Source organism: Rhizobium sp. BK379 (assembly GCF_014193955.1).
In the GTDB taxonomy this organism is placed as follows: domain Bacteria; phylum Pseudomonadota; class Alphaproteobacteria; order Rhizobiales; family Rhizobiaceae; genus Rhizobium.
Genome location: NZ_JACIAD010000001.1, coordinates 1,755,552 through 1,777,426, shown reverse-complemented (window position 1 = coordinate 1,777,426; position 21,875 = coordinate 1,755,552). Strand labels below are relative to the sequence as shown.

The following is a 21,875-nucleotide window of genomic DNA, read 5'->3' as shown; positions in this document are numbered from 1 at the left end:
AGAAGGCGGAAATCTCCGCCGTCGTCCGCAAACCTAGCCAGCCCCTCGAGCGCCCGAAACGCCACGACAGCCAGCCCGGTAATTTCCATTTGAGGGTAGGTTATGATCGTCCGGCATTGGCGCTCGGTTCTAATGGTCTGCACAGCAGCCGCACTTGTTTTTCCAGTTTCAAACGCTTTCGCTCAGAGCGCTCCGGCAAGCACGCCGGCCACGAATGCCGAAGGCGCAACGGTCCTTCAGAAAATCGTCGTCAAGGGAAATCGCGCGGCTCCCGGCAGTATTGCCGACACGCCGCTTGCGACTGAGATCGACAAGAAGGAACTGGAGCAGAAGCAGGTCACGAATTACGACGATATCGGCCGCAGCGTCGATGCGACGGTGAACTATTCGCGTGCAGACGCCGGCTTCAATCTGCGCGGCCTTTCCGGCCCGCGTATCCTGACGACGATCGACGGGATCCCGATCCCGTATCTGTCCAACAGCTCCCGGCAGGGGGCTTTTGCGACCAGCAACGCCAATGGCGGCGGCGACACGTTCGATTTCGATTCACTTTCCTCTCTCGACATCGTGCGCGGCGCGGATTCGAGCAAGGGTGGTTCCGGCATGCTGGGCGGCGCCTTCGTCCTCAATACGCTCGAGCCCGAAGACCTCATTCCGGAAGACCGCGACTGGGGCGCGATCGTCAAATCGACCTATGACAGCGAAGATCGCAGCATTTCCGGATCCGCAGCCGCTGCCAAGAAGGTCGGCAATACGTCGATCCTCTTCCAAGGTAGCTACCGCAAGGGCCATGAGCGCGACAACAAGGGTGACAATGACAGCTACGGGCGTTTGCGCACCGAGGCGGATCCTGCGGATTTCGATCAGCACAACCTGCTCTTCAAGTTGCGTCAGGATCTCGAAGGCGGTCATCGCATCGGGCTGACGGCCGAGCGTTTCCGGCGTGACCTGAAAACCGATCTCCGGGAGCAGCAGGGCACTGGCCGCACCTACATGATCAACAATTTCGACGGCCGCGACCTGCGAGATCGTGATCGTGTCTCGCTCGATTATGACTATGAAGCGCAGTCTTCCGACGCCTTTTTCAGCAGTGCTCGGGCGACACTCTACTGGCTTGATCTGAAGAAGGAAGCCGGCAGCCACGGTCGAACTGCTGCCAACGTTGCCTACGGTCGCAACAACGAGATCGAAAACGAAACCTGGGGCTTCAGCGGCACGGCGACCAAGGATTTCGAATATTCCGGCCTCAATCACTCGGTTCGCATCGGTCTTGATATCGGTGTTTCCAAGTGGACGCAGTATAGCTCGGCCCTTTGCCCGACCCCAACCACGTGCCCGTCGCTCAACAACCAGGCGGAAGTGCCTGATGTCGACAGCCAGAATCTTGCGCTGACTTTTGAAGACCGGATCGAGATCGGCAATACCGGTTTCGCTTTGACGCCCGGCTTCCGCTTCGATTGGTTCAATTACAATCCTTCGGCCGGCGGTGGCTTCGCGACAAATACCGGTGTTACGCGTTTCGGCACTTTGCATGACCGCACGGAAGCCGCCATGTCGCCGAAGCTGCTTGCGACCTATGATCTGACGCCCGACGTGCAGCTCTACGCACAGCTTGCCGTCGGTTTCCGTGCTCCTACCGTCGATGAACTCTACAGCCGCTTCTACAACCCGACCGGTCGCTACGCACAGCTCGGCAATCCGGATCTGGATCCGGAAATCGGCCGTGGTATCGAGATTGGCGCCAACTTCGACACAGGTGGCCTGCAGGGGCGGGTTGCGGCCTTCCATACCCGCTATCAGAACTTCATCGAGACCGTGACAACCGTTGACGCGGGCGGCTTTACGACGTTCAACTACACGAACGTTTCTTCAGCTTCGATCTCCGGTCTCGAAGCCAACCTCATCAAGACGTTCGACAACGGTATCAACCTTCACACCTCGCTGGCCTACACTTATGGCCGCAATGACGACACGCAGGAGCGGTTGCGTTCCGTGGCGCCGTTCAAGGCGATCATCGGCGGTGGCTGGAGCAATGACGAATACGGTTTCGACCTTTCCTCGACGCTCTCGTCCCAGATGACCGGCAACGACAATGCACTGACGTCGTTTGACGCACCTGGTTATGGTATCGTCGACCTGACGGCATGGTGGACGCCGGAGCAGGTCAAGGGACTGCGCATCCAGGGTGGTGTCTACAACATCTTCGATCAGGAATATTACAGTGCGCTCGCCGTTCGCGACGTGAACCTCAGCGCGACGTCTTCGCAGCCGAAGGAGTGGTATTCGGAGCCGGGCCGTACCTTCAAGATCTCGGTCACCAAGACATTCTGATGAGAAATCAGCCTTCAAGGCTGGGGCAGGGGCGGCTTTCGGGCCGCCCTTTTTCGTGGGCTGATCGCCTCTTGCGCTTGGCTTCATCTCAGGCTAACAATTTCGCCCATGAAGAAGTCCTTGAACATTGCAGTTTGGTGGTGGGCTCGCTGAGGCGGCCTCGACCAATCGTGTCCAAAGACGACGAACGAGCCGCCCGAAACTTCGAGGCGGCTTTTTTGTTTCAAAGGCCGCCTTTCGTCCGGGCCCGATAACGGAGTGGAACTATGGTAACGATCCTGCGGGATGATGGTGCGGAAATCTACGAGACAAAGGGCGGTATTACCGTCACGCGGCAAAGGCGGGCCATTCCCTATGCCGATGCTGTTTCGTCCTATGTCGATAAGCTCGATGAGCGGCGCGGCGCCGTCTTCTCGTCGAACTACGAATATCCGGGCCGCTATACGCGTTGGGATACGGCTGTCGTCGATCCGCCGCTCGGTGTCTCCTCCTTCGGCCGCAATGTCTGGATCGAAGCCTATAACGAGCGCGGCGAGGTCATCCTCGAGTTCATCGTCGAGCGACTGAAGACCGTCAGCGAACTGGAACTCGGCGCACTGACCGCGCGCAGGCTCGATCTGACGGTCAAGATGCCTGACCGCGTTTTCACCGAAGAAGAGCGCTCGAAGATGCCGACGGTGTTTACCGTACTTCGCGCCATCACTGATCTTTTCTATTCGCAAGCCGATGCCAGCATCGGCTTCTATGGCGCTTTCGGCTACGATCTCGCCTTCCAGTTCGACGCGATCGATCTGAAGCTGGAACGACCTTCCGACCAGCGCGACATGGTGCTTTACCTGCCGGATGAAATCCTCGTCGTTGATAACTATGCTGCCAAGGCCTGGGTTGATCGCTACGATTTCTCCAAGAACGGCAAGACGACCGAGGGCAGGGCAGGCGACATTGCAGCCGAGCCGTTTATCCGAACGGATACGATCCCGCCGAAGAGCGATCATCGTCCGGGGGAATATGCCGAGCTCGTCGTCAAGGCGAAGGAGAGCTTCCGCAAGGGGGATCTCTTCGAAGTGGTGCCCGGGCAGAAGTTCATGGAGCGCTGCGAAAGCAAGCCTTCGGATATTTCCAAGCGGCTGAAGGCGATCAATCCGTCCCCCTATTCCTTCTTCATCAACCTTGGAAACCAGGAATATCTGGTCGGTGCCTCGCCGGAAATGTTCGTGCGTGTTTCCGGTCGCCGCATCGAGACCTGCCCGATCTCGGGCACGATCAAGCGCGGCGACGATCCGATCGCCGACAGTGAGCAGATTCTCAAGCTCCTGAACTCGAAGAAGGACGAGTCCGAACTCACCATGTGCTCGGACGTCGACCGCAACGACAAGAGCCGCGTCTGCGAGCCGGGTTCGGTCAAGGTCATCGGTCGCCGCCAGATCGAGATGTATTCGCGCCTCATCCACACGGTCGACCATATCGAAGGCCGTCTGCGGGACGATATGGACGCCTTCGATGGCTTCCTGAGCCATGCCTGGGCCGTGACTGTAACCGGTGCGCCGAAGCTTTGGGCCATGCGTTTCATCGAAGCGCATGAGAAGAGCCCGCGCGCATGGTATGGTGGGGCGATCGGCATGGTCGGCTTCAATGGCGACATGAATACCGGCCTGACGCTGCGCACCGTGCGCATCAAGGATGGAATTGCCGAAGTGCGCGCCGGTGCGACGTTGCTCAACGATTCCATTCCCGAGGAAGAAGAAGCCGAAACCGAACTGAAGGCCTCTGCCATGCTTTCCGCCATCCGCGATGCCAAGACCGGCAATTCCGGCAAGACCCAGCGCGATGTCGCCTCTGTTGGCAAGGGCGTCAACATCCTGTTGATCGACCACGAAGACAGTTTCGTGCATACGCTGGCGAATTACTTCCGCCAGACGGGGGCGACCGTCTCGACTGTGCGTACGCCGGTGCCGGAAGAAATCTTCGATCGGCTGAACCCTGATCTCGTCGTTCTGTCGCCGGGACCTGGGAACCCGAAGGATTTCGACTGCAAGGCGACGATCAAGAAGGCCCGCGCTCGCAACCTTCCGATCTTTGGCGTCTGCCTGGGCTTGCAGGCGCTGGCCGAAGCCTATGGCGGCGAGCTTCGTCATCTGGCTCTGCCGATGCATGGCAAACCGTCACGCATTCGCGTGTTGGAGCCGGGCATCGTCTTCTCGGGCCTTGCCAAGGAAGTCACGGTCGGCCGTTATCACTCGATCTTTGCCGATCCTTCGACGCTGCCGCGGGATTTCATCATCACTGCCGAAAGCGAGGACGGTACGATCATGGGCATCGAGCATGCCAAGGAGCCGATCGCGGCCGTGCAGTTCCATCCGGAATCGATCATGACGCTCGGCGGCGATGCCGGCATGCGCATGATCGAGAATGTGGTGGCGCATCTCGCCCGCCGTGCCAAGACCAAGGCGGCCTGACGGCCGGCGGCCTCTTGAACCCACAAAAAACCCGCCGGAAACGGCGGGTTTTTTGTGTTTGGGATGTTCGTCTATACGCGCCGCATGAGCCGGGCGACGATGGATACGACGAACAGCACCAGGAAGATGAAAAACAGGACCTGGGCGATCGAAGCGGATGCGCCGGCAATGCCGCCAAATCCAAGGACGCCTGCAATCAGGGCTACGACGAGAAATACCAGAGCATAATACAGCATCGCGATCTCCTTTATCGGTTGCTGGCAATATAACGGAAACGAGAGCGCTTCGTTCCATTGGTGCCGCGACCAATTGAATTACGTGCTGGACCAGTGCTTTTCAGCTGAACTGCAGGTCGGCCTTGAATGAGGGATCGCCGTCACGCGGCATCGGCGGTTCGGCAGCTGCCAGATAGGATCTGGCCGGGCCGGTCAGCACGAACCAGAGACTGGCGCCGATCATGAAATAGGCGGCCGTCGCATCATCCGAGCGCGAGACGAAGGGAAGGCAGATAGCAGTGAAGAGGATGGCGAGCCGTACGGCCCATTCCGCCTCGCGCTTCATGAACGCCCTGGTTCTCAGCTTCTTGTAGGCAGCAACGTCGTAGCCGCCCACGTCGCGGCCGGATGTAAAGAGCATCCAGACGGAGGGAAGCGTCAACATGACCAGGCCGCCGTAACATAGAAGCAGCGCCGGCCCGGAGAGGAAATGGCCGGCAGCAAAGAGCAGGAGGCCTGTCACTGCAATATTCCAGAGCGGCTCCAGCCGCTCAGGCGACAGGCCGGTGCGACTATGCCAGGCCCGCAAGGAGCTGGCCGCACCGTCGAGCAACGGTTGGTCGATGTAGCGATTGATCCAATGCATATCCGCGCGGTCCCCAATTGACTGCAGGGCCGTCAACACCATGCAATTGGGTCGCTATCATGGCACAAACGGCAAAAGCAGGAGACCGCGGCGTTTTGGCCGACCTATGCGCCTCGCTTGACGACGCGCAGGTTCATTTCCGACCGCAGTTTGAAGCCGAGCGCCTTGTAGAGCGTGATGGCCGGCGTGTTGGTGTAATAGGCATGCAGGAAAACTGTGTCGCCCCTGGCGGAGATTTCGCCCGCGACATAGCGGAAGAGCAGGGTGCCGAGGCCGCGTCCCTGAAAATCCGGGTGGGTGCAGAGGCCGCTGAGTTCGCCAAATCCCGGGTGGCGCAGGCGCTGTCCAGCCATGGCGACGAGACGGCCATCGATCCTCACGCCCCAGAAAGTGCCGAGGCTCTGGGCGCGGAGTGTGAAGGGGCCGGGTTTGGTCAGCGTCGCCAGCGCGAGCATTTCCTCCGCATCGTCAGAGGTCAGTGGCTGCAACCGGCTGTCGGAAATGCGCTCGTAAGGCCGCTCGGCGATCATCTGCACCAGCTTTCCCTCGGCGACGACCGTCAGTCCCTGCGGTATGATGACGGGGCCGGCTTCGACAATCGCCATGGCCTCATCAACGGCAGGAAGGTTCTCCAGCGCTTCGAGGCTTTCGCGCGTATCGTCGGCGGCGGCCGCGAAGGGGACGATTGACGGCGGATAGCGCATCGCCCGTTCGCCGCCTTCGGCGAGATCGGCATGTGCGGTGTGGAGCGCGTTCCAGATAGGCCGATCGAGAATATGGCTCATGGGGTCTTCTCCTTCAGGGCGCTCGTCCGGCGAGTAAGCGGTGCTTCGGCGAGGCCGTCTTCGATTGCGGCAAGCTGTTCCAGCAACGGGCCGTTGAGATCCCGGCAGAGATCGGCAACGGCGGCCGCGATATGCGGCCAAACCTGTTGCCTGGAATAATCGACGAGTTCCTGTCCTTTTGGTGTCAGCGACACGACCCTGCGCCGTTGATCCTCAGCGGATGGCTGCATGTCGAGGAGGCCGAGTTCCATCAGCTGGGAGGCGGTGCGGGTCGCGCCGGGCTGGGTGATGCCGACGGCTTGCGCCAGTTCGCCTATCGTCAGCGGGCCGAGCCTGTCGATGGCGCCGAGGAAAGGATATTGCGCCGCCTGGATGGAGACGCCCCGTTCCTCGATCACCTGTTGCGTATCGGCCTGCAGACGCTCACCAATGCGGCGGAAGCGGCTGCCCAGGCAAAGGTAGCCCAGCGATTTCACGACATCTTCCACCAAGGCCGTTTCTCCCATTTGCATTACAGGTTATATAAATGGTTATAAAATTTTCGTCAATCAGATCTGTCTTTGTTCCGAAGTGCCAAAGCCTTTGACATTTCGAGTGCGATTGCCCATATCACCCGCATCAGCCGCCTGCGCGATTCCCGCGCGGGCGGTTTTGCGTTTCAATGGCTTAAATGCTGCAATTCATTCGCAACCGCAGGGGGACGATATGAGCGACGAGGGCAATCTCACGGTTCGGAAACTGGCGTTCTGGGGCATTCCCATGTCGCTTGGCGTCATGGGACTGAAGATGGTCGCCTGGTGGGTGACGGGCTCTGTGGCTCTGCTTTCGGACGGGCTGGAATCCTTCGTCAACGTGGTGGCGGCCTTCATCGCCTTCTTCGTCATCCGTTATGCGCAGAAGCCGGCAGACCATGACCATCCCTTCGGCCATCACAAGGCTGAATATCTTTCGGCCGTCACCGAAGGCGTGATGATCGTCGTTGCCGCGCTGCTGATCGTTCAGCAGGCCGTCAGCCATCTCGCCAACCCGCGCATGCTCGAGGCGCCCGTGCTCGGCCTTGCAATCAATATTGCCGCTGGTGTCATCAATACCGTATGGGCGCGGCTTTTGATCCGTACCGGGCGACAGCACCGCTCCGCAGCCTTGACGGCGGATGGGCAGCACATCATGTCGGATGTGGTCACTTCGGTCGGCGTTCTCGTTGGCCTGCTTCTGGCGCTTGCGACCGGTTATGCGATCTTCGATCCCATTCTCGCCATTCTCGTTGCGCTCAACATTCTCTATCAAGGCTGGAAAGTGATCTCGCAGTCGATCGGCGGACTGATGGATCAGGCGGTCGAGCCGCAGGAACAGGAGGCGATCAAGCAGGCGATCGCCACCCATGCGGCAGGCTCTATCGGTGTGCATGATCTCAAGACCCGGCGTGCCGGCTCGGTGACCTTCGTCGATTTCCATCTCGTCGTGCCCGGCAAGATGACGGTTCGCGAAGCGCATGATATTTGCGACCGCCTTGAAGATGCCATCCGCGCCGTGCATGCGGGCGCGACAATTGCCATTCACGTGGAGCCGGAGGGCGAAAAGGCCCATGGCATCCGTGTTAAAGTGATCAAGGAGGCGTAATGCCCAATACAGACGTTTCCAGCCTTTCGATGCTGGGCCAGCAGACGGAAACCGCCAAGAACCCCGAAGAGGCGATTCTGGAAAAGGTGCCATCCAATCATGCCGGCACCGATTATGTCGTGCGCTTCACCGCGCCGGAATTCACCTCGCTCTGCCCAATGACCGGACAGCCGGATTTCGCCCATATCGTCATCGATTACATTCCCAATGAATTTCTGGTGGAATCGAAGTCGCTGAAGCTCTTCCTGCATTCCTTCCGTAATCACGGCGCCTTCCACGAGGATTGCTCGATCTATATCGCCAAGCGCATCGTCGAGCTTCTGGATCCGAAGTGGCTGCGCATCGGCGCCTACTGGTATCCGCGCGGCGGCATTCCGATCGACGTCTTCTGGCAGACCGGTAAGCCGCCGGAAGGCGTATGGCTGCCGGATCAGGGTGTCGCCACCTATCGTGGACGTGGGTGAGACGTGGTCGGGCGCAGCCAGCGATCGATCCAGTGAATCGATTGCAACGGCGAACGCCCTGAGCTTAAGGCGAAGGGCCGGGAAACGATGTGGCAATTGAAACCAACTGCCACTCTTTCCTTAAAGCTAAATCCTAAACATCCGTCGTGTCGTCACCGGAATCATCCGTGAAGTCATCGTTGTCGTCGTAATCGGCCTGCTGGATGTTGTCGTTGTTATCATTGTTGTCAGCTCTGGAATCATCCGCCTGACTGTTGTCGCCGTAGTAATTGTTGATGACGGTTTCCTCGGTGGGCGCACTGGCATTGCCGAAGGGATTGGCGCCGCCAAAAGGCGAACCCAAGCCGAGCGACGACATGTGGTTGCCGAAAATGCCTGAGAGGGAGTTGGCGAGAAGCATGCCGCCAGCCACGCCGGCCGCGGTGCCGAGAGCGCCACGCAGGAAACTGCCGCCGGCAGAGGGTGCAGAGGCCTGCTGGCTCCAAGGGCCGGTCGGCTGCTGTGGCATCTGGCGACTGTCGTCATAGCCACGCGGCGGCTGTTCGTAGCTGTCCCTCTGCGCGCTGCCCCAGGGACCGGGAGCGGGGGCCGGCTGCTGCGTCTGGGTGCTGCCGAAGATCGAACTCAGGAAGCCGCCCTGCTCGGCCTGGCGGTGATCACCGGCGCCTGCTTCAAACTGCCGTACACGCTCTTCCAGTTCCTTGATGTGGTTGGCCGCCGCCTCCAGGCCCTTTTCCTGCACGATGACGGCCTGCGCCAGATAGTAGGTGGCGGAGGGCTGCGTGCGGGTCGCTTCCGATATCAGCGCTTCGGCTTCCGGATCGCGCGGTGTTGTGCCTGCGGTGCGGACGCGATCGAAAAGGGAGGTCAGCAATTGGCGTTCTTCCGGTGACATGTTCTGTCTCCTTTAAAGTTCTGCGGCCTTGACATTCGGCGGATGGGCCGCGTAAAGCTGAGTTAGGAAGCGATTAGGGCATTTCAAAGCCTTGGCGACTTACATTTCAGTAAGCTCAGACCTCCTTCAGCCAGATGCGCAGAGGTCCCAGAAGTTCGAAGCCCGCGCGCACCGCTTCGTCCAGATCGTCGCCGCGTTCGTAACCGACAAGCGGCTCTCGCGGATAGAGCTCGGCCGCCTGCGCAATCAGCCCGCGGCGGATAGTTTCGCCGTGCCGGCCTTCGGCAAACAGGTTCGACAGGCCGACTACTCCGGCATCGAGATTGAGGATGCCGCCGCCAATCGGCTTGTCGTGTTCGAAGCCGAGCAGAAAGGCGATTTCGGGGGCGTGGAGCAAGGGTTCGCTAAAGATCCTCTGCGCTACCGGGCCGTTCGCCTTACTCCATTCCACCTCCCATCGGGCAAGATCGGCAGCGCTTTCCATGCGCTTCCAGGAGATGGGGGATGGCACTGAAACTGGCGTGCGCATTCCGATCCATTCGGCCTCGAACAGCAGCGTGAAACCGAGCGGCTCAAGATCGAGGGCCGCATAGCTATCCTTGATCGCCCAAACGCGTTCCTCGCTGTTGACCAGCGTCGCGATCGCCTCCGCTTGCTCGCTATCCGCCTCCGTCAGCGTCACGATGTCGGGATAGAAGGGCGGCGTGTCCCGGCGGTGAAACCAGAGTGTGGACGTGAACTCACCTGGCGAGCCCAGCGCCTTGCAGACGGCATCGCACCAGAATGCATTGTTGCTGATGGCAGCACGCAGAAAGGAGGAGGCCATTTTATGTTTCTCCCGGGCTTTTCAGATGATGCGATGATATCGTCCGTTTGTCATAAGAATATCTTCACCGCTTCCTGCTTCCTCTTTTTCCCGCATTGTTTTACGCATTGAGTCGCACTATGTGCGAGGAACCGCATTGGACGAGAGAGGTTCGAATGAACGACGAAGAAGAACAGGACGACAAGACGAAGGAACTGCCGCTCGGCAAGGAAACGGAGGCGAACCTTTTCAAGTCGCGTTCGATCTTCATCTACGGGCCGATCACGCAGGAACTGGCGCAGAAGGTCTGCACCCAGCTCGTGGCGCTCGCCGCTGCCAATGACGAAGACATCCGCATCTATGTGAATTCGCCCGGCGGCCACGTCGAATCCGGCGATTCCATTCACGACATGATCAAGTTCATCAAGCCGAAGGTCTGGATGATCGGTACGGGCTGGGTTGCCTCGGCCGGCGCGCTCATCTATGCCGCAGCTCCGAAGGAACGCCGCATCTGCCTGCCGAACACCCGTTTCCTGCTGCACCAGCCGTCCGGCGGCACCCGCGGCATGGCTTCGGATATCGAGATCCAGGCACGCGAGATCATCAAGATGAACGAGCGCCTGATCAAGATCTTCTCGAAGGCTACCGGCCAGTCGGAAGAAAAGATCGCCAAGGATATCGACCGCGATTACTGGCTCTCGGCTGAAGACGCCGTTGCCTATGGTCTCGTCGCTCGCGTCGTGACCTCGCAGAGCGAAATCTGATTTTTTCGCTGATTTTGCCTTGAATTGACGCCCCGTTTGCGATCCGCAGGCGGGGCGTTTCCATGTCTGCCCGCATGCTGCCATGCAATCTCGCGGGATTGCCGCGTAAGCGATCATTTCCAGGGGCAATCCGGCTTGCGCGCAATTCGCTTATGCTGCTCCATGCGCAATCTTCGCAGCCGGAGTCGCGCCATGCTCAAAGATTTCTCCGTACAGAGCCTGTTCATGGGGCTTCTGACGGCTTTCGTCGGGTTCACCAGTTCCTTTGCCGTCGTGTTGCATGGGCTTCAGGCGGTGGGTGCGACGGATGCGCAGGCGGCTTCGGGGCTGATGGCGTTGTCGATCTCGATGGGTCTTTGCGCTGTCGTACTCAGCGCCGTCACGCGTCTGCCGGTCAGTATCGCCTGGTCGACACCTGGGGCTGCGCTGCTTGCGAGCATCGGAACGATTGATGGTGGCTTCAATGCAGCGGTCGGCGCGTTCATTCTTTGCGGCGTGCTGATCGTTGTTGCCGGGCTGTTCAAGCCGCTCGGACGGGCGGTTGCCGCCATTCCTGCGCCGCTTGCCAATGCAATGCTGTCGGGCGTGCTGCTCGGCCTTTGTTTTGCGCCGGTCAAGGCCGTCGCCTTCAATCCGCTGCTCGGTCTGCCGATCATTCTGACCTGGATCGTGGTCGGCGCCTTCAAGCGCCTTTGGGCGGTGCCGGCGGCGCTGGTGGCTTTCGTGCTGGTACTGGCCTTCGGTGTCGATATTCCCGCGGGTGCCTTCTCTTCGCTCGAGCAGTCGCTGGTGCCGGTCATCGATATCGTGCATCCGGTCTTCAATCTCTCGGGTTTCGTGTCGATTGCCCTGCCGCTCTTCATCGTGACCATGGCGTCGCAGAATATTCCTGGCATCGCGGTGCTGAAGGTCAATCACTATGATCCGATGCCGGGGCCGCTCTTCGCGGTAACCGGCGTCTTCTCGCTTCTGGCGGCGCCTTTTGGCGGCCATGCGGTCAACCTGGCGGCGATCACCGCAGCGATGTGCGCCGGGCAGGACGCGCATGCCGATCCCACGCGGCGGTATTGGGCGGCGCTGATCTCGGGCGTCGGCTACATCATTTTCGGCCTGCTTGCCGGAGCGGTGACGGCCTTTGTCGCGCTGGCGCCACCGATCCTGATCGAGGCCGTGGCCGGTCTGGCACTTGTCGGCGCCTTCTCCAGTTCGGCCATGGCGGCTTTCCAGGCACCGGAATCGCGTGAGGCAGCGGCAATTACCTTCCTCGTCACTGCGTCGGGCGTTTCCTTCGGCGGCATATCCGGCGCCTTCTGGGGGCTGATCGCGGGCGGGCTGATGCTGGCGCTGTCCCGTATCGTGCAGGCGAGGAAAAAATAGGCGAGGGGTTGCCGGATTTTCCGGCGGAGGCTATAAGCGCGGACATGAAGAGCACAAGCGCACGGATTTCCGAGACGATTGCACGCGGCCGCACGGCCCTGCGTGATAATACGCGCGCCCTGACCTCGCTTCTTCTCCTCGGCCTTACGCGCGGTTGCCGGGTCCTTTGAGGAGCGCCCGGCGGCCGAAAGCCCGCCCGGCCATCGCTCCTCGCGACTCACATTCAAAATTGACCAAACGACCGATCAAAGGTCCGCATTTGCAGTCGCCAAGCCTGATATGATCGGCTAAGACGCGAGGCAAATGCCGGGACGAGGAGACAAGACAATGGACACGACCACCCGCCGATCCTCCGCAGGCGCCAAGGGCATGCCCGACGCCGCCGTCAAATACCGGCCCTATCCGCAGGTGAATATCCCCGACCGCACCTGGCCGACCAAGACCATTTCCAAGGCGCCGATCTGGTGCTCCGTCGACCTGCGCGATGGCAACCAGGCACTCGTCGATCCAATGGGCCATGACCGCAAGGCGCGCATGTTCCACCTGCTCCTGGAAATGGGCTTCAAGGAAATCGAGATCGGTTTCCCGTCCGCCTCGCAAACCGACTTCGATTTCGCCCGCTGGTGCGTGGAAGAGGGCAATGTGCCCGACGACGTCTCGCTGCAGGTGCTGGTTCAGTGCCGGCCCGAACTGATCACCCGCACCTTCGAGGCGCTGGAAGGCGCAAAGCAGCCGATCGTGCACTTCTACAATTCCACGAGTGAATTGCAGCGCCGCGTGGTCTTCGCCAAGGATGTGCACGGCATCAAGCAAATTGCCGTCGATGCCGCCAAGATGATCAGCGACATGGCGGCCAAGGCCGGAGGCGGCTATCGTTTCGAATATTCGCCCGAAAGTTTCACCGGCACCGAGCTGGATGTGGCGCTGGAAATCTGCAACGCCGTCATCGAGGTGATGAAGCCGACGCCTGACAACAAGCTCATCATCAACCTGCCTTCGACGGTAGAGATGGCGACGCCGAACGTCTATGCCGACCAGATCGAGTGGATGTGCCGCAATCTCGACAACCGCGAGAACCTGATCATCTCTCTGCATCCGCATAATGACCGCGGCACCGGGATCGCCGCTGCCGAGCTCGCTCTGCTGGCTGGTGCGGACCGCGTCGAGGGCACGCTGTTCGGCAATGGCGAGCGCACCGGCAATGTCGATGTCGTCACCATGGCGCTCAACATGTTCACGCAGGGTGTCGATCCGCAGATCGACTGCTCCAATATCGAGCGCATCAAGGAAGTGTTCGAATATTCGAACCAGATGGCGATCACCGAGCGTCACCCCTATGTCGGCGAGCTGGTCTACACGGCCTTCTCCGGCTCGCATCAGGATGCGATCAACAAGGGCATGAAGGCAGCACAAGTCGCTAACCATCCGGTCTGGGAAGTGCCGTACCTGCCGATCGACCCGCGCGACGTCGGCCGCTCCTACGAGGCGATCATCCGCATCAATTCGCAGTCCGGCAAGGGCGGTATCGCCTATATCCTGCAGCAGGACTACGGGCTCAACCTGCCGCGCAACCTGCAGGTCGAATTCCGCGAAGACATCCAGCGCATTACCGATGAAGAAGGCAAGGAGCTTCCGTCAAAGCGTATCCACGACCGCTTCATCGAGCGCTATGTGACCCAGCCGGATGGCCGCCTGAAGTTCGTCGATCATCACACCTACCCTGACACCGAGCGCAAGGGACAGAGGATCGTCGCGGCCGAAATCACCGACAATGGCGAGATCAAGCGTATCGAAGGCCGCGGCAATGGCCCGATCGACGGCTTCATCAATGCGCTGTCGCATTATCTCGGTATCGAGATGTCAGTCGAAGACTATTCGGAACATTCGTTGCAGCACGGCTCCAATGCTGCCGCTATCTCCTATGTCGAGACGTCCTACCCGGGCGGCAAGCTCTTTGGTGCCGGCATCAACACCAATATCGTTGCGGCATCGCTCGAAGCGATCGTGTCGGCTGCGAACCGCGTGCTCGACGTGAAGGCCGGCAAGGCCTGACGCAATTCCGATCAGGCCGCGATCGCCTCAGGATGACGCGGCCTGACGATGCAATCGGCGAGCTCATCGAGTTCGCCCTGCGCCTCCGCGTGGTTCTGTCCCCATTGGCAGAGAGCAAGAAGGATTGGCTCCAGTCCGAGGCCGAGTTCGGTTGTGCTATATTCCACCCGCGTCGGCACCTCGGCAAAGATCTCCCGGCGTACAAGGCCGTGCTCTTCCATTTCCCGTAGCTGCTGGATCAGCACCTTCTGGGTGATGTCAGGCATCATGCGTTTGAGTTCCGAAAGTCGCCTGGGTCCTGAGAAGACGTGATAGAGGATGACGGGTTTCCATCGCCCGGAAATGACCTTCAAAGCGCGTTCCACAGGCAGTTTCGGCAATCTTTTCATGGGCTCGGCCATGGTCACCTCCTGGTGGGTATGGCACTGATATGTGTGTATTTGAACTGTAAATCGAGTGCTAAGGCCTGCTTCACGCCATCAAAACGTGAGGTCCGCCATGAAAGCCGTTCAATTCACCCGCTTCGGTCCGCCTGAAGTTCTCGAAGCTATCGAGGTGCCGAAACCGGAACCCAAAGGCGGTGAGGTGCTGGTGCGTGTCCATGCTGCCGGTGTCAATTTCTTCGAGGTTCTGATGCGGGCGGATCGTTATGCCGTCACGCCGCCGCTGCCTGTCTTTCCCGGCGTGGAAGTGGCAGGCATCGTCGAAGACATTGGGGCGGATGCCGATCCGTCGCTCTCCGGTGCGCGCGTCGCTGTCCCGCTCTTTGCAATCGGGCGTGGCTTTGGCGGTTATGCCGAATATGTGGTTGTTGATGCTGGAGCGGCGGTGCGTTTGCCGGACAGCCTTTCCTTTGCAGATGCGGCGGCGTTGATGGTGCAGGGCCTGACGGCTCTGCACATGGTGCGTCGTAGTCCGCCGAAGGGAAAGGTGGTGCTCGTCAACGCTGCCGGCGGCGGGGTCGGATCGCTGTTGCTGCAGCTTGCCAGGCTGGAAGGAGCGAGCAAGGTCATTGCCGCAGCAGGCAGCGAGGCCAAGAGGACGATCGCACTTTCGCTCGGCGCCGACCTGGCGGTCGATTACACCGCCAGAGATTGGGCCGGTCCCGTCAAGGCAGCGACCGGAGGGCAGGGCGCCGATGTCATTTACGAGACGGTCGGCGGCGATGTCGCGAGGGCGTCTCTGGCCGCACTTGCTCCGGCCGGAGAAATGCTCTTGGCGGCCATGGGGCGGTTCTCGCTCGAGCTTTCCGAAATCCGCTCCATGCTGGATGCAAACCAGTCATTGAAGGGCTTTTCGCTGCTGCCGTTGATTGCCGCCGACAAATGGAAGAGCGATCTCGCTCTCCTCTTCGATCTCGCCGCAACCGCAGCGTTGAAGGTCGTGCACGGCGGAAGTTTTTCGCTTGATGAAGCGGCTGAGGCGCATCGCGTGCTCGAAGAGCGCCGGGTCAGCGGAAAAGTCGTTCTGGTGCCTTGACCATCAAATGGCGGCGGCGACTTCCATGGCGAGCTGGCCTAGAGAAGCCTCGGCGGAGGGGCCAGCCAATACATAGGACGTGCCCGCATTGTGCCAGGTCACAAGGCCAATTTCGTCGCGGATCGTTTCCTTGAAATCTTCCGTTTCCGGCGGCTGCGCATCCTTGCGGAAACATATCGAGATGATATCGCCATCTGTGTTGGAATAGACAAGCTGGCCGACAGGGCGGTTGTCGCCAAGGATCACGCGCGCGCCCTGGAAGGTCCAGGATCCAGCGGAAAGATCCGGCACGCGGAACGGCACGCCGATCGCCGTTGTCAGCCAGGAGGAGATTTCCTCGGCTTGGGAGGCCGGCACCTCGACGAGGTGACGCGGCTGGCGCACGAGAAGCCGCTGAAAGGCGGTGACGTCGCCCAGCCAGTCATTGGTGTTGATCTGCGCCGCGGCGACCGGTGCAGCGTCATCCGTATCCGGCGCATTGCCGATGAAATAGCCGATGCCACCACCGACGACGAAGAGAATGAGGGCAGCGGCAAGCGCCTGGCGGCCGTTCGGCGCGAGCTTCAGCTGCGGGCGCGCGCTGCGCGGGGCGATCGGCGTCTTCGGCGGCTGCGTGCTCTTGATGGAGCGGACAAGCGCCAGCGGAACAGGTTCTTTCAACATGTCGTCCAGCTTGCGGCGTCCGAAATCGACGCCGTGGCGGAGCTTGTCGTAGATCTTGCGGGCACTTTCATCCGTGGCCAGCCGGCCTTCCAGCTCCAGCTTCTGTTCCGGTGTGGTTTCGCCATCGAGGAGGGCGGCGAGCTGGGCTTCGAGCGGCTGTTTTTTGAAATCGAGCAAATCAGTCAGTACCTGTGAACGGGCGGATTGTGACCGGACAATGCGGCGAAATGGAGTCGTGCGGTGGAAAGCTGGCCGGCAATATTGCCGATTGCGATGCCCATGATTTCGGCTGCCTGCTGATAGCTGTGGCCTTCCACGTCGATCAGCACGAAAATGCTGGCCACGCCCTCGGGCATCTCCGCAAGCATGCGGTGCAGTGCGTCGGTATCGACGGCGGCCACGCGGTCGCGAATGGCGTCGCGGATATCGGTCACATTGCCTCGCGCGGCCGGACGCGGCTTGCGCTTGCGACTGTCTTCCGCCCATTGCTGGCGGGCCAACATATAGATCCAGCTTTCGAGCCGGCCTTCGCCGTTCCACTGATGTCCCTTGGAAATAGCGCGCAGACACACCGACTGAACAAGCTCATCGGCCGCGGTCGTCTCTCCCGCGAGCGTAATGGCAAAGCGGCGGAGGCGGGGCAAGAGACCGACGAGGTCACGCCGGATATCGGTGGTGGTTGCGGGTTGGCGCATGGTCTTTCCAAGAAGCATTCACATTGGCCGAAACTCATACCAGCATCGAATATGGGCCAGCTTCGCATGCGGGGCTTGCCCGGCGGGCGCGAAGCCATCGTATTCATCCCGGCCATACAGGCGGCTTTTATGGAACAGGTCGCCTGTAGTTCGCAAGCGCGGGGTTCATTTCATCCATCCCTTGCCAGGGGATTTCCGCACGATACCCCGCGGAGCTTGTCTCAATATGTCCTGTAGCCGTTCAGGCTCTGCAGCAGAGCGCGATAGGCCCAAGTGTTTTCGCCGCCGCGATCGCGAATCTCGACGAGCTGGACGCGGGCGCCCTGGATGTCGCCCTGCTCGGCAAGCGCCATGCCCATATAGGAGCGTGCGAGGATGTAGTTCTCATCCTGCTGCAGCGCCTTCTTGTAGTAGGACATGCCGAGCTCCACGCGGCCGGCCTTGCGGTTGGCATAGCCAAGATAGTTCAGGATGCGCGGATCGTCCTGATTTTTGGCGAGATTGAGCACCGTGATGGCGTTTTCATATTGGCCGGCATAGGCGAATTCGCGAGCGAACTTGTAGAGATCGTCATCGTTGAAGCTCTGCTTCTTCGGGTCGACGCATTCCTTCTTCTTGGCATCCCACACCTTGCCTTTGGTGCAGGTCTTGGTCGTCTGGGTCTTCTGCGGCGGCGAGGTCTCGTCATTGTTGTCGCCGACCGCGAAGGCGGACGTGGCGAGGCCTAAAGCAAAGACGGAAACAAGCGAAAGTCTGCACAGGCGACGAAGAGAAGCAGTCATCGGGCGTACTCCGTTTTGAAACGCTGCGGTTGCTGGATTGTACGCCGACGATTGAAAATACCAAGAGCCCCGGCGGCCTTTATTGCTGATCTTGCGTCACTGGCAAACGCTCTTCACGCGTTGCTTCAATCGCTGTCGGAACTGATTCCGCAATCGCCGTTAAAATGCGAAAATATCAGCGCTTTCCGGCATCATGCCGTCACCGGTGTCGTTGATGCTGAAGCGCTCGCCCTTCACCTCCCAGGCGCCGGGAGAACCGGAAATGGAGAAGAGATTGTAAGCGGCGCGGGGCTTGATACCACCAGGTCCCTGCGAGGCAGAGGCGATGCCGATGACAGGGACGGGACCTGTCTGCCCGCGCAGCCAGTAGAGCGTATTGAGATGCGTATGGCCATGCAGCACGAGTTCCGCTCCGCCGGTGGAAATGACGGCTGCGAAACGGCGGATGCCGATCATGCGCTTGTAAAAGGAGGTCGCGCCGCGGATGGGCGGATGGTGGATCATGACGACACGGAAGAGGCCGGCTTCACCGGCAGCGCGCAGCATGTTGACCGTATCGCGCGCCTGGCGTGCGCCGAAGAAGCCGGAGGCCGCGAAGGGCGGGGTTGCAACGGCGGTCGAGCAGCCGACGATTGCTACCTTGTCGCGGATGCGAAGGTAGGGGAAGATGTGCCGGTCTTCTTCCCATTGCGGCGGAGCGAGGTCACCGCGCACATAGTCGTACCAGGCGCGCATCGACTTCTCATAGGAGCCTGGCACATAGGCATCGTGGTTGCCGGGAACGACCGAGGTCGCGGCGGGATCGCCGAGTTCGCGCAGCCAGGCTGCGGCGGCGCGGATTTCGATGCCGCTTGCGAGGTTGACGAGGTCGCCGGTCACCGCCAGATGGTCAGCCTTATGCGAACGGATATCGTTCAGCAGCAGATCGAGCGTGCTGCCGAAAAGATGCTTGCGCCGGTTGCGGTGCCAGTTCACAAAGCCCGTAATACGTTTTGAAAAAAGTTCGTGAATGGAAAGGCGGGGCAGGGGTCCGAGATGGACGTCGGAGATATGCGCTAGCTTGAACATGCAACGACACATAGACCAGCTTATTTACAATTCAAACACATCCGCGCGATGAGAGTATGAAAGAGCCCATGGCAGACAAACAAACATGGCCCCTTCACATGAAAGTGTTGGTGCGGCTGCTGCACGTGTATTTTTCCATTGCGCGCGGAATGACGATGGGGGTCCGTGCAGCCTGTTTCGACGAGCAGGGACGCCTCTTTCTCGTTCGTCACGGCTATACCGGCGGATGGCATATGCCAGGCGGCGGGCTGGAGCGAAACGAGACGGCAGAAGAAGCGCTCATCAAGGAATTGCGGGAGGAGGGCAATCTCAGGATCGTGGGCAAGCCGAAGCTCTTCCACGTCTATTTCAACACCACTATCACCCGGCGCGACCATGTGGTCTTCTATAGGGCCACCGTGGAACAGACGGCGCCTCGACCGCCGGACTGGGAAATTGCCGATAGCGGCTTTTTCGAGATCGACAACCTGCCGGCGGAAACGACCGAAGCGACGCATAGGAGGCTGACCGAGCTCCGCGGCGAGGCGGAGCCGGCACATTACTGGTAAAGCTCACGCTGCGGCTGCCAGCTTGTCACGGCCATGCGGCCGGTCGAGATCGAGCGCCGGACCAACGGGCACGATGCCGGTCGGGTTGATGGTCTTGTGGCTCCGGTAATAGTGTTCCTTGATGTGTCGCAGGTTCACCGTGTCGGCAACACCAGGGGTCTGATAGAGGTCACGCAGATAGGCCGGCAGGTTGCGGTAGTCCTCGATACGGCGGATATTACATTTGAAGTGGCCGACATAAACGGGGTCGAAACGTACGAGCGTCGTAAAGAGCCGCCAGTCGGCTTCGGTCTGGCGGTCGCCGAAAACGTAACGGCCCTTGCCAAGGCGCTCATCGAGCCTGTCCAGCGTTTCGAAGAGCTTGACGACATTTTCCTCGTAAGCTGCTTGCGTGGTGGCAAAGCCTGACTTGTAGACGCCGTTGTTGACGGTGTCATAGACCACGTCGTTCAGCGCATCGATGTCTGCCCGCAGGGCTTCCGGGTAATAATCCGCTGTTGAGCCCGTCAGGTGATTGAAGGCGCTGTTGAACATGCGGATGATTTCGGCCGACTCGTTGTTGACGATCGTGCCGGTTTGCTTGTCCCAGAGAACAGGGACAGTGACGCGGCCGGAATAGTGCGGATCGGCCTTCACGTAGATTTCCCAGAGCGCTTTGGAGCCAAAAAGATGATCGCCGGTGGCGCCATTGCCGACTTTGAACTCCCAGCCGTTTTCCACCATCAGCGGATCGACGACCGAAACGGAAATCAAGTCTTCGAGCTTCTTCAGCTTGCGGAAGATCAGCGTGCGATGCGCCCAGGGACAGGCGAGGGAAACATAGAGATGATAGCGACCCGCTTCCGCCTTGAAGCCGCCTTTGCCGCTGGGACCGGCTTCTCCGTCGGCCGTGATCCAGTTGCGGAACTGCGATGGCTGACGCTTGAAATGACCCTTCGTTTCCTTCGTATCGTACCAGACGTCATGCCAGACGCCGTCTACCAGCATGCCCATGTTTTCTACCTCTGAAATTGGTTGTTGCAGCATAGATATTGCAGTGCGCTGCATTTTGCAGGTTGGCAAAGATTGAACACTGCGTCTCGGCCACCCAGCTCTTGACCGAATTTTTGCAATGGACGCCGGAAATTTTTCCTGCTATCCGCCTTCCTCACAAAATTCTGGAATCCTGCTTGATGTCTATTCTCAGAGGCCTGCGACGACGCTGATGTTCCCGAACGCCTGAGGGCGTGTTCGCGAACCCATATATCTGCGTCTATACGGTCTCTGTTCCCATGCTCATGTACAAGCACGATCTCGTCTACCTCACCGAGGATGCGTCTCACGACGCTGCTATCGAACACATCAACGAAGAAGCCTTCGGCCCGGGCCGGCATACGCGCGCCGCTGCACGCATCCGCGAGCAGGGACCGCATGACCTGTCGCTCTCCTTCATCTGCGCCGATGACGGCGAAACGATCGCTTCTGTGCGGATGACGCCGGTTATGGCCGGAACGGTGAAGGGGCACCTGCTCGGACCTCTTGCGGTGCGGCCGTCGCACAAAAGCAAGGGCATTGGCCGGGAGTTGGTGCGCATTGCGGTGGAAGCTGCCAAACGCAAGGGCTCGGAAGCCGTCATACTGGTCGGAGACCCGCCCTATTATTGCCCGCTCGGCTTCGAAAAGGTCGCCTATGGCGCGCTGACCTTTCCCGGTCCGGTCGATCCGGGCCGCGTTCTCGTCGTGCCATTCGCGGAAGATGCGCATGCCCGGCTGAAGGGCAAGATTGCCTGGCGGAAGTAGGGCATTTCCGTCCTTTTTTGCTGGAATTGCTCTCGTCACAGCATCTTCTTGAGGAAGGTCCGCGTTCGGCCGTCGGGAAAATCCGGCAGTTCGCCGAAGACCTCGTAGCCCTGACTCTTGTATGCGCTGAGCGCATTCGGATTGAACGTATCGATCCAGGCCCCGCGGCAGCCGCGGGCAGCGGCTTCTTCTTCCGCCTTTGCAAGGATCTTGCCGGCCATGCCGCTGCCGCGGAGCGTATCGGGAATGTAGAGCAACTGTACGAAGAGCCAGCCCCAGGCCGTGTAGCCGGACAGACCGCCGGAAACCTTGCCGTCGGTATCGCGGATCAGAACGGCAAGCGCCTGCCGCTCGGACGGGCCGACATCCTCGGTGTTGAAAGCCGTCAGCCCATCGGTGATGACGGCGAGCTCTTCCGGTGAAGGGGAAGCGGTGAGCTCGAATTCCGGCAT

23 protein-coding genes are annotated in these 21,875 nt (G+C 60.1%); 10 read left to right on the top strand and 13 right to left on the bottom strand.

Features of this window, described 5'->3' with window-relative positions; translation table 11 throughout:
- Positions 1–102 precede the first annotated feature (102 nt).
- Entirely contained in the window at positions 103–2,331 is a 2,229-nt protein-coding gene (locus FHT93_RS09090; RefSeq protein ID WP_183847169.1) for a TonB-dependent hemoglobin/transferrin/lactoferrin family receptor, read from the top strand.
- A gap of 266 nt (positions 2,332–2,597) precedes the next feature.
- Entirely contained in the window at positions 2,598–4,787 is a 2,190-nt protein-coding gene (locus FHT93_RS09085) for an anthranilate synthase (RefSeq protein WP_113144414.1), read from the top strand.
- Positions 4,788–4,858: 71 nt separating this feature from the next.
- On the opposite strand, the gene FHT93_RS09080 is transcribed toward FHT93_RS09085, so the two are convergent.
- The 4 genes from FHT93_RS09080 to FHT93_RS09065 all read right to left on the bottom strand — a co-directional run bounded on the left by FHT93_RS09080 (position 4,859) and on the right by FHT93_RS09065 (position 6,924).
- A complete protein-coding gene (locus tag FHT93_RS09080; protein WP_007824505.1) occupies positions 4,859–5,023 on the bottom strand; it encodes a DUF1328 domain-containing protein in 165 nt (54 codons plus the stop codon).
- A gap of 100 nt (positions 5,024–5,123) precedes the next feature.
- Positions 5,124–5,648 (bottom strand): hypothetical protein, encoded by a 525-nt coding sequence (locus FHT93_RS09075; protein ID WP_183847167.1) that lies wholly within the window; start codon positions 5,646–5,648, stop codon positions 5,124–5,126.
- Positions 5,649–5,752: 104 nt separating this feature from the next.
- Complete coding sequence (locus FHT93_RS09070) at positions 5,753–6,433, bottom strand: GNAT family N-acetyltransferase (protein WP_113016474.1); 681 nt, start codon at positions 6,431–6,433, stop codon at positions 5,753–5,755.
- Complete coding sequence (locus FHT93_RS09065; RefSeq protein ID WP_113016475.1) at positions 6,430–6,924, bottom strand: MarR family transcriptional regulator; 495 nt, start codon at positions 6,922–6,924, stop codon at positions 6,430–6,432. Before FHT93_RS09065 ends, FHT93_RS09070 begins: the two co-directional genes overlap by 4 nt.
- Before the next feature lie 214 nt (positions 6,925–7,138).
- On the opposite strand from FHT93_RS09065, the gene emfA reads away from it, so the two are divergent.
- Together emfA and queF are read left to right on the top strand one after the other, a co-directional pair.
- On the top strand, positions 7,139–8,053 hold the full coding sequence (emfA, locus tag FHT93_RS09060) for a CDF family cation efflux transporter EmfA (protein WP_183847165.1): 915 nt from the start codon (positions 7,139–7,141) through the stop codon (positions 8,051–8,053).
- Positions 8,053–8,517 carry a preQ(1) synthase gene (gene queF, locus FHT93_RS09055; RefSeq protein ID WP_112972187.1) on the top strand — a complete coding sequence of 155 codons (465 nt, stop codon included), beginning with the start codon at positions 8,053–8,055 and terminating at the stop codon, positions 8,515–8,517. The genes emfA and queF overlap by 1 nt, the downstream gene beginning before the upstream one ends.
- A 133-nt stretch (positions 8,518–8,650) precedes the next feature.
- On the opposite strand, the gene FHT93_RS09050 is transcribed toward queF, so the two are convergent.
- Together FHT93_RS09050 and FHT93_RS09045 are read right to left on the bottom strand one after the other, a co-directional pair.
- Positions 8,651–9,412, bottom strand: a complete 762-nt coding sequence (locus tag FHT93_RS09050) for a DUF2076 domain-containing protein (RefSeq protein WP_183847162.1) — start codon at positions 9,410–9,412, stop codon at positions 8,651–8,653.
- A gap of 115 nt (positions 9,413–9,527) precedes the next feature.
- A complete protein-coding gene (locus FHT93_RS09045) occupies positions 9,528–10,238 on the bottom strand; it encodes a hypothetical protein (RefSeq protein WP_183847160.1) in 711 nt (236 codons plus the stop codon).
- Between the two features lie 155 nt (positions 10,239–10,393).
- Here FHT93_RS09045 and FHT93_RS09040 point away from each other — a divergent pair, with 155 nt between their 5' ends.
- From FHT93_RS09040 to leuA, 3 genes are all read left to right on the top strand, one after another.
- Positions 10,394–10,981 (top strand): ATP-dependent Clp protease proteolytic subunit, encoded by a 588-nt coding sequence (locus FHT93_RS09040; RefSeq protein ID WP_112543526.1) that lies wholly within the window; start codon positions 10,394–10,396, stop codon positions 10,979–10,981.
- Positions 10,982–11,143: 162 nt separating this feature from the next.
- A complete protein-coding gene (locus FHT93_RS09035) occupies positions 11,144–12,358 on the top strand; it encodes a benzoate/H(+) symporter BenE family transporter (protein WP_183847158.1) in 1,215 nt (404 codons plus the stop codon).
- A 327-nt stretch (positions 12,359–12,685) separates the two neighbouring features.
- On the top strand, positions 12,686–14,410 hold the full coding sequence (leuA, locus tag FHT93_RS09030) for a 2-isopropylmalate synthase (protein WP_183847156.1): 1,725 nt from the start codon (positions 12,686–12,688) through the stop codon (positions 14,408–14,410).
- 11 nt (positions 14,411–14,421) lie between these two features.
- On the opposite strand, the gene FHT93_RS09025 is transcribed toward leuA, so the two are convergent.
- Positions 14,422–14,850, bottom strand: coding sequence for a helix-turn-helix domain-containing protein (locus tag FHT93_RS09025; protein WP_348649769.1), 429 nt, complete (start codon positions 14,848–14,850; stop codon positions 14,422–14,424).
- Between the two features lie 58 nt (positions 14,851–14,908).
- On the opposite strand from FHT93_RS09025, the gene FHT93_RS09020 reads away from it, so the two are divergent.
- Entirely contained in the window at positions 14,909–15,889 is a 981-nt protein-coding gene (locus tag FHT93_RS09020) for a zinc-binding dehydrogenase (protein ID WP_183847154.1), read from the top strand.
- A gap of 3 nt (positions 15,890–15,892) precedes the next feature.
- Here FHT93_RS09020 and FHT93_RS09015 read toward each other — a convergent pair whose 3' ends face one another.
- The 4 genes from FHT93_RS09015 to FHT93_RS09000 all read right to left on the bottom strand — a co-directional run bounded on the left by FHT93_RS09015 (position 15,893) and on the right by FHT93_RS09000 (position 19,097).
- Positions 15,893–16,729: an anti-sigma factor gene (locus tag FHT93_RS09015; RefSeq protein ID WP_183847152.1), complete on the bottom strand. Its 837-nt coding sequence runs from the start codon at positions 16,727–16,729 to the stop codon at positions 15,893–15,895.
- A 5-nt stretch (positions 16,730–16,734) separates the two neighbouring features.
- A complete protein-coding gene (locus FHT93_RS09010; protein ID WP_112543532.1) occupies positions 16,735–17,247 on the bottom strand; it encodes an RNA polymerase sigma factor in 513 nt (170 codons plus the stop codon).
- A gap of 221 nt (positions 17,248–17,468) precedes the next feature.
- Positions 17,469–18,029: a hypothetical protein gene (locus FHT93_RS09005; RefSeq protein ID WP_183847150.1), complete on the bottom strand. Its 561-nt coding sequence runs from the start codon at positions 18,027–18,029 to the stop codon at positions 17,469–17,471.
- 159 nt (positions 18,030–18,188) lie between these two features.
- Positions 18,189–19,097, bottom strand: coding sequence for a metallophosphoesterase (locus FHT93_RS09000; protein ID WP_112543534.1), 909 nt, complete (start codon positions 19,095–19,097; stop codon positions 18,189–18,191).
- Between the two features lie 68 nt (positions 19,098–19,165).
- On the opposite strand from FHT93_RS09000, the gene FHT93_RS08995 reads away from it, so the two are divergent.
- Entirely contained in the window at positions 19,166–19,645 is a 480-nt protein-coding gene (locus FHT93_RS08995; protein WP_183847148.1) for an NUDIX domain-containing protein, read from the top strand.
- Positions 19,646–19,648: 3 nt separating this feature from the next.
- Here the strand turns inward: FHT93_RS08995 and FHT93_RS08990 are convergent, their stop codons facing one another.
- Positions 19,649–20,638, bottom strand: a complete 990-nt coding sequence (locus tag FHT93_RS08990; RefSeq protein ID WP_113210838.1) for a glutathione S-transferase family protein — start codon at positions 20,636–20,638, stop codon at positions 19,649–19,651.
- 284 nt (positions 20,639–20,922) lie between these two features.
- Between FHT93_RS08990 and FHT93_RS08985 the strand changes: the two genes are divergently transcribed.
- A complete protein-coding gene (locus tag FHT93_RS08985; protein ID WP_112543651.1) occupies positions 20,923–21,423 on the top strand; it encodes an N-acetyltransferase in 501 nt (166 codons plus the stop codon).
- 35 nt (positions 21,424–21,458) lie between these two features.
- Here FHT93_RS08985 and FHT93_RS08980 read toward each other — a convergent pair whose 3' ends face one another.
- The gene (locus FHT93_RS08980; protein ID WP_113210839.1) at positions 21,459–21,875 is read right to left on the bottom strand and encodes a GNAT family N-acetyltransferase; all 417 of its coding nucleotides are present in this window, start codon (positions 21,873–21,875) and stop codon (positions 21,459–21,461) included.

Bases quoted from the DNA above. Each gene is read 5' to 3' on its own strand.
- FHT93_RS09090 (WP_183847169.1), top strand. From the start codon at position 103: ATGATCGTCCGGCATTGGCGCTCGGTTCTAATGGTCTGCACAGCAGCC.
- FHT93_RS09085 (WP_113144414.1), top strand. From the start codon at position 2,598: ATGGTAACGATCCTGCGGGATGATGGTGCGGAAATCTACGAGACAAAG.
- FHT93_RS09080 (WP_007824505.1), bottom strand. From the start codon at position 5,023: ATGCTGTATTATGCTCTGGTATTTCTCGTCGTAGCCCTGATTGCAGGC.
- FHT93_RS09075 (WP_183847167.1), bottom strand. From the start codon at position 5,648: ATGCATTGGATCAATCGCTACATCGACCAACCGTTGCTCGACGGTGCG.
- FHT93_RS09070 (WP_113016474.1), bottom strand. From the start codon at position 6,433: ATGAGCCATATTCTCGATCGGCCTATCTGGAACGCGCTCCACACCGCA.
- emfA (WP_183847165.1), top strand. From the start codon at position 7,139: ATGAGCGACGAGGGCAATCTCACGGTTCGGAAACTGGCGTTCTGGGGC.
- queF (WP_112972187.1), top strand. From the start codon at position 8,053: ATGCCCAATACAGACGTTTCCAGCCTTTCGATGCTGGGCCAGCAGACG.
- FHT93_RS09050 (WP_183847162.1), bottom strand. From the start codon at position 9,412: ATGTCACCGGAAGAACGCCAATTGCTGACCTCCCTTTTCGATCGCGTC.
- FHT93_RS09045 (WP_183847160.1), bottom strand. From the start codon at position 10,238: ATGGCCTCCTCCTTTCTGCGTGCTGCCATCAGCAACAATGCATTCTGG.
- FHT93_RS09040 (WP_112543526.1), top strand. From the start codon at position 10,394: ATGAACGACGAAGAAGAACAGGACGACAAGACGAAGGAACTGCCGCTC.
- FHT93_RS09035 (WP_183847158.1), top strand. From the start codon at position 11,144: ATGCGCAATCTTCGCAGCCGGAGTCGCGCCATGCTCAAAGATTTCTCC.
- leuA (WP_183847156.1), top strand. From the start codon at position 12,686: ATGGACACGACCACCCGCCGATCCTCCGCAGGCGCCAAGGGCATGCCC.
- FHT93_RS09020 (WP_183847154.1), top strand. From the start codon at position 14,909: ATGAAAGCCGTTCAATTCACCCGCTTCGGTCCGCCTGAAGTTCTCGAA.
- FHT93_RS09010 (WP_112543532.1), bottom strand. From the start codon at position 17,247: ATGCGCCAACCCGCAACCACCACCGATATCCGGCGTGACCTCGTCGGT.
- FHT93_RS09005 (WP_183847150.1), bottom strand. From the start codon at position 18,029: ATGACTGCTTCTCTTCGTCGCCTGTGCAGACTTTCGCTTGTTTCCGTC.
- FHT93_RS09000 (WP_112543534.1), bottom strand. From the start codon at position 19,097: ATGTTCAAGCTAGCGCATATCTCCGACGTCCATCTCGGACCCCTGCCC.
- FHT93_RS08995 (WP_183847148.1), top strand. From the start codon at position 19,166: ATGGCAGACAAACAAACATGGCCCCTTCACATGAAAGTGTTGGTGCGG.
- FHT93_RS08990 (WP_113210838.1), bottom strand. From the start codon at position 20,638: ATGGGCATGCTGGTAGACGGCGTCTGGCATGACGTCTGGTACGATACG.
- FHT93_RS08985 (WP_112543651.1), top strand. From the start codon at position 20,923: ATGTACAAGCACGATCTCGTCTACCTCACCGAGGATGCGTCTCACGAC.
- FHT93_RS08980 (WP_113210839.1), bottom strand. From the start codon at position 21,875: ATGCCGGAATTCGAGCTCACCGCTTCCCCTTCACCGGAAGAGCTCGCC.